10 protein-coding genes are annotated in these 12,410 nt (G+C 66.4%); 3 read left to right on the top strand and 7 right to left on the bottom strand.

Features of this window, described 5'->3' with window-relative positions:
- Positions 1-90 precede the first annotated feature (90 nt).
- A complete protein-coding gene (locus AB0F15_RS44025; RefSeq protein WP_360283734.1) occupies positions 91-1,785 on the bottom strand; it encodes a hypothetical protein in 1,695 nt (564 codons plus the stop codon).
- A gap of 222 nt (positions 1,786-2,007) precedes the next feature.
- Between AB0F15_RS44025 and AB0F15_RS44020 the strand changes: the two genes are divergently transcribed.
- The 3 genes from AB0F15_RS44020 to AB0F15_RS44010 all read left to right on the top strand — a co-directional run bounded on the left by AB0F15_RS44020 (position 2,008) and on the right by AB0F15_RS44010 (position 6,632).
- The gene (locus AB0F15_RS44020; RefSeq protein ID WP_360283732.1) at positions 2,008-3,885 is read left to right on the top strand and encodes a hypothetical protein; all 1,878 of its coding nucleotides are present in this window, start codon (positions 2,008-2,010) and stop codon (positions 3,883-3,885) included.
- A 456-nt stretch (positions 3,886-4,341) separates the two neighbouring features.
- The gene (locus AB0F15_RS44015) at positions 4,342-6,120 is read left to right on the top strand and encodes an AAA family ATPase (RefSeq protein ID WP_360283730.1); all 1,779 of its coding nucleotides are present in this window, start codon (positions 4,342-4,344) and stop codon (positions 6,118-6,120) included.
- A 287-nt stretch (positions 6,121-6,407) separates the two neighbouring features.
- The gene (locus tag AB0F15_RS44010; protein WP_360283728.1) at positions 6,408-6,632 is read left to right on the top strand and encodes a KTSC domain-containing protein; all 225 of its coding nucleotides are present in this window, start codon (positions 6,408-6,410) and stop codon (positions 6,630-6,632) included.
- 115 nt (positions 6,633-6,747) lie between these two features.
- Here the strand turns inward: AB0F15_RS44010 and AB0F15_RS44005 are convergent, their stop codons facing one another.
- The 6 genes from AB0F15_RS44005 to AB0F15_RS43980 are packed head-to-tail and all read right to left on the bottom strand — an operon-like array spanning position 6,748 to position 12,140.
- On the bottom strand, positions 6,748-8,079 hold the full coding sequence (locus AB0F15_RS44005; protein WP_360283726.1) for a ThiF family adenylyltransferase: 1,332 nt from the start codon (positions 8,077-8,079) through the stop codon (positions 6,748-6,750).
- Positions 8,080-8,084: 5 nt separating this feature from the next.
- On the bottom strand, positions 8,085-8,492 hold the full coding sequence (locus tag AB0F15_RS44000) for an E2/UBC family protein (RefSeq protein ID WP_360283724.1): 408 nt from the start codon (positions 8,490-8,492) through the stop codon (positions 8,085-8,087).
- 3 nt (positions 8,493-8,495) lie between these two features.
- Entirely contained in the window at positions 8,496-8,777 is a 282-nt protein-coding gene (locus AB0F15_RS43995; RefSeq protein WP_360283722.1) for a multiubiquitin domain-containing protein, read from the bottom strand.
- Positions 8,778-8,813: 36 nt separating this feature from the next.
- The gene (locus tag AB0F15_RS43990; RefSeq protein WP_360283720.1) at positions 8,814-10,619 is read right to left on the bottom strand and encodes an AAA family ATPase; all 1,806 of its coding nucleotides are present in this window, start codon (positions 10,617-10,619) and stop codon (positions 8,814-8,816) included.
- Positions 10,616-11,539 carry a hypothetical protein gene (locus AB0F15_RS43985; RefSeq protein ID WP_360283718.1) on the bottom strand — a complete coding sequence of 308 codons (924 nt, stop codon included), beginning with the start codon at positions 11,537-11,539 and terminating at the stop codon, positions 10,616-10,618. Before AB0F15_RS43985 ends, AB0F15_RS43990 begins: the two co-directional genes overlap by 4 nt.
- Positions 11,529-12,140, bottom strand: a complete 612-nt coding sequence (locus AB0F15_RS43980; protein ID WP_360283716.1) for a hypothetical protein — start codon at positions 12,138-12,140, stop codon at positions 11,529-11,531. The genes AB0F15_RS43985 and AB0F15_RS43980 overlap by 11 nt, the downstream gene beginning before the upstream one ends.
- Positions 12,141-12,410: the final 270 nt, after the last annotated feature.

Raw genomic sequence — 12,410 nt, 5'->3', positions numbered from 1 at the left:
CTGCTCGTCAGGATCGATCACCACGAACGGGAAGACAAGGTTGACATCCCGTTGGCTGCTTGACCCCCGAAGAACTTCCAAAACCAACCACTAAGCCCCACAAATATCGTACGGTTCTCCACCCACGTTGTGCTGTATGGCGTAGGCGTCGCAGAGGTACGGGTTGCCTGGGCCGTCGGGGTCGTCAGCTGAGCCACCGGAGGCAATGAGGGTGTGCTCGTCGTTGTGCTTGAGCGTGAAGCTCTGGCCAGCCTGGAAGTCCGAGCTGGCGTAGGCGTAGTTCGTGACCGTGTTGCCGCCGCTGTCGGTGTACCAGACCTTGGCGTAGGTGCCGGTCAGCTGCTCCCTGCCGGTCGATTTGAACTTGACCGTTGCGTTGCCGCTGCACATCCGGCTCATGCTCGAGGTCGCGGAGTCGCACGGGCCGGCGTTCCACTGGATGCTGCCCGTGCCGTCCTTCTTAATGTCCATGGTGAGCCCGTGCACGACCCAGTGCCCGACGAAAGGGATGGACGGTTTGGGCTGGTAGGTCACGGTCACCGACTCCTGGTCCCGACCTTGGAGCAGGTCGCCCAGCGTCTCGAACTGGCTGCGGAAGAACTCCGCCGCCGGCCCGACCACCAGCACCGCGCCCAGCAGCACCCCCTTCCAACCGAACACCTCCCCCAGGGTGGCCGGGTCGAAGCAGCCGCCGAGGATGGCACCGATGTCAGGAGTGCTCTGATTCAGCGCTTCAGCGCATCCTTCCACCTGGAGGAACTTCCCGGTGGCTTCGGCGATCCGGTCGTACTGACTGATCTTGATCGCGCCGTTGCTAACGGTGCCCGCTCCCGCTCCGAACCGGGTCAGGATGTTGATCAGCGTGGTGACCCCGAATTCGAGCTGGTACAACGACTCGGCAAACCCGTCGAACTCCGTCGTGAAGCTGACGCTCTGGTCCTTGGCGAGCTGGTAGCTCAGCGCCGCCTGGTCGAACGGCATCAGCACGGTGCGCTTGTCGCTAAACGACTGCTGGGCCACCCATTGCAGACCGAACCGTTCCTTCGGCCGCTGCGCGACAGTGATCCCCGCGTGGTTCACAAGAATCGGGTACCGGCGTTTGTCGACAATTCGAACCGTCGGCTTACCGCCCTCGATTCCGAGGCACCAGTACAGCGGGTCGCTGCCCTTCGAGCCGATCGAGTAGCCCTGGTTGCGAGCGTCCTGCTCGCCGGGGCACTTCGGTTTCTCGGCATCGGCGAAGGCGTCGCCGGTCAACGAGTCGAAGCTCTTCTTCAGCTCGGCCTTGGTCGCATCCACAAGGTTGCCGAAGCTGCGGAACAGGGGATCCCACCACGACAGGTGGTTCGTCGTGACGAAGGCGTAGCCACCTTCCACTTTGGACGGTTTGACGAGCTCCCAGCCGTCGGCCGCGCCCGTCCGGTTGACTGCGATGACCACGTCTGCGGCCTCGGCCGGCCGATTCAGCGCGAACCGCAGCGTGACCGGCTGGGGAAGATCCCCGTCCGGCGTGATGTGCACGACCCCGCTCAGCGATTCGGTTTCCGCGAACGGCGGCTTCGCGATGTGGTCGTCGGAGACCGCTGTCAGCGTTGCCGGCGCGCCGTCGTCGACACTCACGCCGCTGCCGAGGTCACGGAACGCCTCGCTCGCGGTCGCGGGAGAACTGCCCGCCAGCGAGCCGCCACTGAGCAGCCAGGCTGTCACTCCCCCGGCCACCAGCGCTATGACCAGCACCAACACCACCACAAGGCGACGCCGTCGCGTGGTCTTCGGTGGTGCCACCACAGGGTCCTCCTGCCTCTTCCGGTGTCCTGAGCGGACTACGGGTGACCGTCCGATCTCCCCCACTGTCTCCTCGGCGTCCTCGGGCGTTACGACGCCACGGGGATCCGGGTGACGTCGTAACGCAACGGTGTCCCCTGCCGACTCGGCACACGACACACACCAGGTCGGCACGGAAGGTTTCCCATGTGGCGTCCGGCGAAGCGAACCGTGCTCCTCACGGTGAGCGCACTCGCCGTGGGCGCGTGGTTCGGGATCCGCGCGCTCACCGGTGACGGCGCAGCCACGGCAGCGTTGACACCGGCCGCGCAAGCACCGGCGTTCACGTCGGCGGACGGAACGTCCTCGATCGACGTCCCGGCGGGGGCGATGACCCCGGGAACGACTGTCGACTTCATCCCGGCTCCGATCGAGACACCGGGACTGAACGCCACCCTGCGCGGAGCCACGGCCGCGGGCACCCCGGTGGACCTCCGGGTCACGAACGGATCCCTCGCCCCAGGCCGGTCTACCGTGACCCTCACCTACGACCCGGCCCTGATCCCAGCCGGCCTCACCGCCGACCAGGTCGGCCTCGCCGTCTTCGACCGCCAACTCGACAGCTGGATCCCGATCCTCAGTGCGAAGGCCGACCCGATCCGGCACACCGTCAGCGGCGTCGCCCCGCACTTCTCGCCCTTCAGCGCGGTCGTCCTCAACCCGGCGAAGGCCCTGGTCAACGTGGCCGGTAAGGCCATCCACACGGTCATCGACAGCAGCGTCACCTTCGCGAAGTGGGTCACTCAGCTACTCGCGGAGCTCACCCGCACGCTCGTGAAGGACCTCTTCGGCATCGCACCCGACCTCGCCTGCAAACCGGCCGCCACCGACGTCACCGTCACCGCGAAAAGCCTGCTCAACCGGCTGACCGCCTGCGCCCAGACCGGAAGCGACCGCGACACGACGGTGAGACTGCGCAACGGCTACGCCTTCCCGTTGCGCCTGGACAAACTGCCCGCCGGCCTCACCCTGCGGCTCAGCGACGTCTGGAACAACGGCGAAGACCTCGTCAACCTCGTCCGCAATGCCTACTGGGCATTGCAGAACCGCGCCGTGCTCGGTGGTGCTGCCCTCGGAACGGTGACCGCCACCCCCGAGCTCAAGAAGACGGCGACCGCGACGATGGATATCGACAGCGACGCGGTCGGCTTCGACACGGCGCTGGCGTTCCTCATGGTCATCGCCCCCGAACAAGCCACCCTCAAGCCCGCGATCAAGTCGGCGGCCGAGGCGGCGGTCAAGGGAACCGTCACCAAGGGCGAGGCCGGGAAACCCTCGGCCTGGGTCGGCCAGGCGTTCAGCCTGATCGACTGCGTGGTCAAACAAGCCCACACCACCCCACCGACCGAGTTGTTCACCGCGACCGGCGTCCGGGCGACCGCGGACGTCGTCCATGCCTGCCGCAGCGACCTGCTCAAGCAACTCAACCTGCACGGCGCCCTGGTCGAGCTCCTCGGCACCGTCAAGGTCCTCCCCGAGACCGTGGAAAGCATCCTCTACCCGCTGGCCGGCACCATCGCCGAGCAGATCGGCGGGATCAAGCAGCAGAAACCCCAGGCGACCGTCCAGCGCGGCAGCGGCGGCGCGGTCCGCTTTGACGGGATCGGCGACCTGAGCCTCGCCAGCACGGCAGCGGGCCTGCGTGCCCGCGGCTACACCGACCACGGCAACCTCTACGAGACCACCAACCCGGCATGCGTCAGCTACCAGAAGCCCGGCCAGCCGCTCACGTACAGCGTCGACCCGAACGGGCGTGTGCTCGCCATCAGAGCCGGCGTTTCCGGAACGAAGCTCTCCACCGAGATCGGCAGCATCCACGCAGGGTCCACGCTCGCTCAGCTGCGCACCGCGTTCCGCGGCCACCAGATCCACGAATACCTCGACCTCGACTTCGGGCAAGGCACCAACGGCGTCGTCGTCGACGGCCCAGGTGGCGCCATCGCCTTCAGCCTCGACGAGGCCACCCCCGCCGAATATGCGTCCGGGCAAACCACCATCACCTACATCGACGGGGTCGGCGTCCCCGGTCACGCCCCGACCGCCATGGAGATCGACTGCTGAGCGGCGCCGAAGCCCCGAGCGCCCCGACTGGGAGGCGGGCAGATTGGGCCACCTGTGCGTGCCGACCGGCATTCGGGAAGTACCGCCCCCTCACCTCTCGGCTCCAATGATCCCTGGCCCAGACCACGCGATCTCCGACGAAACAGATGGCACAACCGGCAGCAAGCACAAAAACTTCGTCACAGGAATCAAGTGTCCACTAATTGACCATTTCTTGCGGCATTTTGTCCAGTTTCAGAAATCGTTTACCACCACCTCGCATCGCCGACACGCCGGGGCAGGCACCACACGTTGGGCCGAATATCCGTACGATGACTCACCAATCGGCGGAATCGGTCTGCGCGATCCGGTTCAGCCCCGCCAACGACGTGACCTGGGGAACGTCACAGCCTGCCGAATGGAGCTGTCCGCAAGGTGCACCTGAAGAACTACTCCGTGAACGGGTTTCGTTCGCTCTTGAAGATCGAAAACATCCCCATCGGCGCTCCGACGATCATCGCCGGTCACAACGACGGCGGAAAGACCGCTCTGCTAGATGCCCTGCGATTCCTCCTGGACGACTACGAATTCGACGAAGCCGATCGGTCGTACCTGCCCGGATCGGACGGCACGCGGTGCGCCACGACCACCGTCGAAGGACGGCTCATCCTCGACGCCTGGGAACAGGAAACGTTCCACCTCGCCGAAGAGGCCCGCGTCCGCCGGGTCGCCGACGACGAGGGCACTCGGTGGGAGTATTGGGCCCCGGTGCCGACGGACGAGCGGCTTCGCAGCCTCGCCACCACCAAGGCTGCCGCCCTCGTCACCCTCACCCGCGAATTCGGCCTGAAGCCGAAGTCGACCCGCCAAGCCGACACCCGCGCCGCGTTGCAGGCCTACGCCGCCGAACACTCCGACGGCGAGGATTGGCTCTCCGCACCTCGCGAGTTGAAGATCCGGCTCCCCCGCCCGCTCATGTTCGACGGGAACATCGCGGACCCGGACCAGACTGTCAAGAGCACCCTGGAAGCCCGGTACCGAGCCCACGTCGAGGACCCGGAGTTCCAGGGGCGCCTGGCCGACCTCGAGAACGAGGTCGAAGAACGGATCCGGAACGAGTCCAAATCGCTGTGCGACCACATCCAACGTCGGTGTCCTGACCTCGAGTCGGTCACCGTGGAACCCGACGTCTCGTTCACCCATCGGCTCCGCGGCACCAACCTCCAGATCGCACGCAGCTCGACCGGCCCGGTGGGCTTGGCCCGATCAGGGAAGGGCAGCAACCGGCGTGTCGCGCTGGCGATCTGGGAGTGGACCAGCGACCTGCTCGCCCAGCAAGACGCCACCGAGCCCGACCCTGACCAGCATGGAGAGCCGGCGCCGTCGCCGGTCCAGACGATCGTCCTCTACGACGAGCCGGACACCCACCTCGACTACGCCCACCAGCGCAAGCTCATGAAGCTCATCCGCGAGCAGAGTGACCTCCCGAGCGTCAACGTCATCGTCGCCACGCACTCGATGAACCTCATCGACGGCGTCGACATCGCCGACGTCGTGCACCTCAAGCAGGTCGACGGCCAAACCGAAGTCGAACGCCTCGGCACGGAGACGCACGAAGAGATCGACCGGTTCCTCGGCAAGATCGCCGCCAGCGTCGGGCTCCGCAACTCCGTCCTCCTGCACGAACGGCTGTTCATGGCCGTGGAAGGCGCCACGGAGCTGCAGGCATTCCCGCTCCTGTTCCGACTGAGCGAGGGACTGTCCCTCCAGGCCGCCGGCATCGCGCTCTGGGCTTGCGACAACAACGAGGGCGCGCTGCACCTGGCAAAGTACCTGGCGGAGCACGGCCGCGAGATCAAACTCGTCGTGGACGCCGACAGCCGGAACAACAAGATGTTCCAGGTGCCGAACCTGCAGCGAGCGTTCGGCGCACGATATGACGAAATCACCCGCTTCGTCGGCGAGTCGCAGCACTACAACGAACTCGAAGAGCTCTTCCCGGACGAGCTGTGGGCTCGCGTGGCCAACGAACGCTGGGCACGCGACACGCCGTGGCTCGCGGAAGACTTCCGGGCCCACCGCGGCGGCAAGTTCAGCAGCGGCGTCCAGGAGATGCTCCAGGCCGCCAGCCCGAACGGCCCGAAGGGCAAACCGGTGATGATGGCCGACCTGGCCCTGGCCCTCCGGGACGCGAACGAGGTCCCTCAGGAGCTCCGCGACGTGTTCGAGGAGGCCCGGACGCTGGCAGAGCAGTAGTCGCGAGCGCCGGACGACAATCCACCTTCCCGCCTCCGTTGCATCCGCTCCTTGCGTTGCTCATCGCTGGGGGCCGTCCAGGTGTGCCATCCGACATCGGGCGCCCATTGGCCACCGTGCTGCGGCCTCGCGATACCGCACCAGCGGCACCCGTTCGGCGAACGCTCCGGGGCATTGCGGTCGCTGCTCATCAGCCCTCCCGATCCGTCCCCCACAGTTCTAGCGCACACCACCGACATTTTTCGTACCGAACGCATCACCGCAGGTCAAGAGACCAAGGAGTCGAAATGCAGCGCCAGCCCGTCACGTCGTCCAACGTCGTCTCGATCGGGTACGACCCGGGGAGCCGGACTCTCGAGATCGAGTTCCGCGAACAGGCGATCTACCAGTACTTCGACGTCCCCGAGGACGTGTCCGACGGACTTCTCCGGGCACCGAGCCACGGCAAGTTCATCTGGGCGAACATCCGCGATCGCTACCGGTACCAGAGGGTCGACCAGCGGGCGAGCTGAGAGCCAAATCCGCGACGCGATGACGTCAAGGCGCCAGGCCGCTGGCTGGTCGAGACGCCGCATAGTCTCGACGGCCGGTACGCTGGCGATCTCGCCATCCCGGGCTCGACCACGGTCAAGCCGACCGGGTTCGCCGAACTCCACCGCAATCGATACAGCCTTCGCGAGGGCCGACGACCTGTCGAGGGCCAACTTGGGTGCCGGGCTGGCGTGTGCTGCCAACCAGGTCCACGTCGAGCCATGTCGCCGGCGGCCTCGAACCTGAGAGCCAAGCTGCCAGTTCAACCAGCGCGGCATGGACGGTGAGCCCGTTGACGTAGACCACGGACGGGTTGGCCGAGCCGGCTCCGTAGCCGTGCTGCCGATCGAGGGCCTGCTGGTCGGTGGACTTCGCCCAGCGTGCGACCTCGGCCGGATCCAACTCGTCCAGGCAAGACAGGCAAGGACCGTCCGGCAGGACAAACACGACACGGCCACCGAGAGCCGCGGGCTCGGCGGTGTGGTCGGCCCCGGTGGCGATGTCGAGGTAGGGCACCCGCGAGTCGACCGCGATCTGGTTGAGCCGGTGACGGGGACCGTCGTGGTCGACGCACCCGATGATCAGGTCGACGTCATGAAGTTCCGGATGCGGTTCGGCAACGGTGATCCCCGGCCGCTGCCCAACGTTGATGAGCGGATCGATCGCGCGCATCCGGCGACGGGCGACGAGCTGCTTCGGGCTGCCGATATCGGCGTGGTCAGCGGTCACCATCCGGTTGAGGTTGGTGGTTTCGACCAGGTCATCGTCGAAGATCAGCACATTGCGGAAGCCGAGGTAAGCCAGCGCGGCGGCAACGTGCGACCCGGTTCCGCCGGCGCCGACAAGGGCGACCCGCAAGCTGCCGATCGGTGCCTGGGCTTCGGCCCCGAGGAGCGGAAGCTGGCGGGCGAACCGCTCGTCTTCCACCGCCCGGGCGTTGAGGACACGCAAGCAAGAGCCGATGGAAACCACCGTGTCGAACGGACGGCGTTCCAGACCTCCGGCCGCAGCTGGTCGCCACCACTCGGCCCACACGGAGCCCTCGGCCCAGACGGCCGCGCCGTAAGGGGTACCGTCCAGGAGATCCAGCACGTACCCCGCCATGGGTTCGAGGTTCGTCTCGTCAATGCGTGAGAACTGCGGGGGCCCAATGTAGTGATTGTGGAACTCGACCAGGCCCCGGCCGGATGTGATGGCTCGGTTGTGCACCCGGTCGAGTGCGTCGTCCTTGATGGACCAGCCGTGGGCGCTCTGGTGGACTTCTCGGTCGTCGATGAGGACGACGTCCACGACCTCGAGAACCGGGTCGTTCGGGTCGTTGCGCAAGATGTCGGTCAGGGCGAAGGCGAAACGTTCGCCTGAGGCGTTCCTGAGGTGCTGTTCGATGCGGGCCCAATGGCCCGGCACGGTGAACTTGAGGGTGCTCATGGTCGTCAATCCGCTTCTTGGAATCGGCTGAGGGCACCGGCGAGGTACTCGGCGAGGTTGCTGCCGGAAGCCGGGTCGGCGGTCGGCCTCCAGTCGCCGGGCTCGACGTGGTACGAGAACTGCAGCCACGGCTTGCCCGCGTGCACCTGCACGCCCTGGCTATTGCCCGGCGTGCCGCCGTTCGCGAGGGTCAGGTCGGGCCGGGCGCAAATGTTGTCCGGCTGCCCTGCCGGGTAGTTCGGCGGGATTGCGAACAGCACGTCGGTTTCTTCGTGCGACCAACCGGCTGGAAGCCGGTGGCCAGCCAGCACGACGACGAGCGACTCCCTATCGATGCGAGCTCCGGGGTATGCCTGGCGCAGCAGGGTTTCCTCCTGCGCCAGGCGCGCCGCGAGCCGGTTCGGCTCCGTCATGAATCAGCCCCGCTTGAACCGCGGACGGCGCTTGAACTGCGCTCCGGGAACCAGGTGAACCGTCTCGTCGGGTGCGACGGTCTTCCGGGCCCCGTCCGGCAGGATCTGGATCAGTCCGTCGCCGGAGCTGATACCGGCGATGGTCATGATCTCCGCGCCGGTGATGGTGGGGTGCTCGTGCTCGTAGGTGGTGCCGTCGACGTCGAACACGAACTTGGCCCGCTGTTCCCCGGGGTGACGTCCCGGGGTGTCGTCGACGTCGGCACCGGTGTGGGTGGCTGGCACGTCGCCTCCTCTGGTCGGCCCGCCTGATGCGGGCTTTCACCAAGAGGTCGTCGGCCTCGTCGGTTCCACACCCCCCTCTTCGGGAAAATCTTGCAATTCTTTGTTCGCTCGCGCGTACGTGAGCTCGACCGTGTTTGGCGCGATCGCGGCCAACCTGCGGGCCAAGCCTTCCTCGTAGGTCGTGACCACGATTTGGTCGACGGCGCCCGCGTCGGCGGCAAGCAGGAGTGTCCGCGCGATGGTGGCGCGGCGGCGAGGATCGAGATGCTCCAAGGGTTCGTCGAACCAGATCGTCGACGCGCGCGCCAACGTCTTTATCAGAAGCAATCTGGTCACCAGTAGCGCTGTCGCACGTTCGCCACCGCTGAGGTCGCCGAGGCCGAGTTCGACGTCGCCGTGCTGGACACCCAGGTGCCCATCCGGACCGAACCGCAGACCGTCACTGCCGAACACGAGTTTCCAGCGGCGGCTGATCTCTTGGGTGAGCGGTTGTATCCGTTCGTTCAGGTAGTGGTCCGCCACCCGGTTCAAACTGTTCTGGGTGACCTCGGCGACGGCGTCCTCGCGAGCCGCGGTCAAAAGGTCGTTGTGCTCACGTCCGGCTTGGCGCAGGCTCGCCGCCTTCCGTCGTGCTTCCGATAGCCGGGCACCGAGTGCGCCGTGTTTCTCGGCGAGCTCGGACACCAACCGGCGTGCGTTGGCCAGCTCGATGGCCGCGGCCGGGCCCGGGTCTTCGTTCTCGGGCTCGACCGGAGCCGGCAGGCCGCTCAAGGTTCGCCCGAATTCGGCGATCACAGCAAGCCGCCGCCGGACGGACGCGGTCTCCAGGTCCCGGCGTTCGACCTCGGTGCGAGCGTGCACGTCGAGGTCGCCGTGCGAGGAGAGTGCGGCGTCGCGCTCGGCCGCGCTGAGCGGGCGCAGGCAGGTGGGGCATTCAGTCGTCGCGGCGCTCAGGAGGTCGGCGGCGTTCGCCGCCGTCGCCGACGCGACCTCGGCTGCCGCCCGGGCAGCTAGGCTGTCCTGGAGAGCGGCGTCCGCTTCACGCTCTTCATCGGCCAGCGCGCTCGCCGGATCGCGTGCGCCGACATCCAGCACGTCGGTCATCCGCACGACCAGGTTGCGGACTCGATCGTCGTAGTCCTTTGCGGTGTGGCGGTAGCGTTCCCACGCGTCAGCTCTCGCTGCGGTGACTTCAAGATCGCCGATTCGAGCTTCGGCGATGCTTCGTTCCGCAGTAGCTGCTTCGACTTCATGCTCGAGGTCGGCTATTTCCCGGTCGGCTTCGGCGAGTGCCTCGTCGGTCGCAACGAGATCATCTCGGATCGACTTGATCTTCGCAGCCAGGACGCCTCGCCGGTCCTTGAGCTGGGAAGCGGCATCCAGCAGCGGCTGGATGCCGAAGACGTCCGCGAGGTGGTCGCGGATCGGAAACCCGGTCTCCTTCCCGGTCGCCTTGGTGCCGAAAATGAGCGCATCTAGCAAACCCGGTCGAGCAGACCAGGCTTCACGGAGAATCGCTTCATACTGAAGTTCGGTTATCTCCGCACCGCCGGCCGTCGCGGCGAAAGTCGCGCTTCCGGTTCGTTTCAGAGTCCTGGTTACCTGCAGATCGGGATAGCCGGGCAGGTTGAGTCCGAGCTGGACGGTTGCCGATTCACTTCCACTTCGGACGGCGCGTCGACGGTCTTGGGCGGGAGTGCCGAGTAACCCCCACCGCACCGCTTCGACAAGCGAGGTCTTCCCCACCCCGTTGGGAGCAACGAAGAACGTGACGGGACGAGTGAGATGCAGGTCCAGACTCCGGTACGCCCGCCAGTTGGCGAGCTGGATACTGCGGATCACGACGCACCTGCCCCACTGACCCTGGCGAGTTCGGCCAGCAGTTCATCGTCGGCCAGACGTCGCTCCTGAACAGCGGTGACCATCGCGGCGATCGGCGAGGAACCGATTTCCCGGAGCCAGCGCTGCCCCTCTTTCTTGTGATCGAGGCGTGGCTTCCCTTGGAGAGCCAGTTGCCATTCGTCCTGGGCGGCTTCTGCCCCGGTCGCCTCGGTGTCAGTGACGTCGAGGAAGCCGTCAAGCCCTACAACCTGATCCCACGCCGGGAGCAACTGATCGAAATGCCGGCCGAGGGCGATGGCGAGCGGTTCGGGCGTCGGACTCCGCGGAGGTAGCCATCCGCGGACCGGGTCCACCGAGCGCTGGGCGTCGGCCGCGGTGATCAGCACCGCGCGTTCAGCATCTGCCGAAGTGATCGCGAGCGACGAGATCGGGCACTCGCGGAAGAACGTGGCGACGGCTTCCACCTCTCCGAGCCACTGTCCGGGTCCTGCCAGGCACACGGCGACGATTTCACCGAAGACCCCGGACTGGGCGACCGGGGTCATCCCTGCCGGAACCCGTGCTTTCCAGGAAGGGGAGAACTCGAGGTCGATCTGCCCGCCGAACCGGAACTGCAGGTCCTCAAGCACCTGCCGCACGCTGCCGTTTCCGGGGTCCCGTCCAGTCGTCGGTGGCCTCTCCAGGGTCTTGGGTCCGGGCACGAGTCCCAGCCGGATCGCCACCGGGTCCTCCTCGACAGGGGGCGGCTCCGGGCCGCGATCGGCGAGCGCCGCGACGATCTCGAGCTGTTCCCGCACGGTGTCGCGTAGTTCCTGAGGCAGTTCGGTCAAGTCCGGCTCGGGTCCACGCCCGCGCAGGAAGAGCAGGTACCGCTCGGTCATGTCGCTGCTCAGGTCGCCGATTTCGTCGTCACCGTTCATCATTTGCCCCTTCATGATCGGGTGATCGCTTGCGGTTGACGCATCTGCGCAGCGCATCCAGCGCTCGATCGCGCTGCCTGCCGACGGACTGATAACTCCTCCCTGTCTGCAGTGCCCAGTCAGACAAGGTAGTTCTGTTCATGATCGTCTCGTGCACGACGGCGCGCTGCTCGTCGGTCAGGCCCTTCATGCACTCGAGAGCCACCTGGAGGAGCACCTCCTGCTCTGCCGCTTCCCGTACGTCATCCTCGGCGAACTGCGGATCGGCCGTGACACCGAGGTCGATCACGAGATCACGCATGCGCTCGCGTTCGCGAATGATGGCCCGGCCGGCGTCCTGTCCCCGGCGGTACGCGATCGTCTTGGCAAAGCCGATCAAGGACTTCACGCCCGCAGGCCCGATTCGCTCCAGCTCAAGGAACGCGTCGTACACCACGTCGTCGACGTCGTGTTCGTACACGACGTCCGCGGTGACCATCGCGATGCCCTGGCGAGCCCGTTGGCGCATTGGCGCACTGGCAGCTTTGAACACGTCAAGACGCTCAGCGCGTCCATCCTGCCACGCGCCGAGCAGCTCGCCGTCCTCGCTGACCTGCTTCATCACACCCTGGTCGTCGAGCCGACCCGGTCTGCACCCCCAACCGGCGAAATACTGCGTAAAAGTGACCCAAATCACATCCTCTACGCCTTACTTACACTGAGTAATACCACATAACGGAGCGTCTCAACGACAGCTGGTGGGCCGCTCGATGGCCGAAAAAGAGGTCTACCTGGGCGTCCAGGTGCAGACCCGCCGGATGGTCGACCGCGCGGTCGAGCGGGCCGCGCCGGTGCTGCGCAAGATCCTGCCCGAAGCCGTCGACGCCGAGCT

It is taken from the genome of Amycolatopsis sp. NPDC026612 (assembly GCF_040638285.1).
Taxonomy (GTDB): Bacteria; Actinomycetota; Actinomycetes; order Mycobacteriales; family Pseudonocardiaceae; genus Amycolatopsis.
Note: the sequence above shows the minus strand (reverse complement) of the source record. Positions and strands in the feature narration are given on the sequence as shown.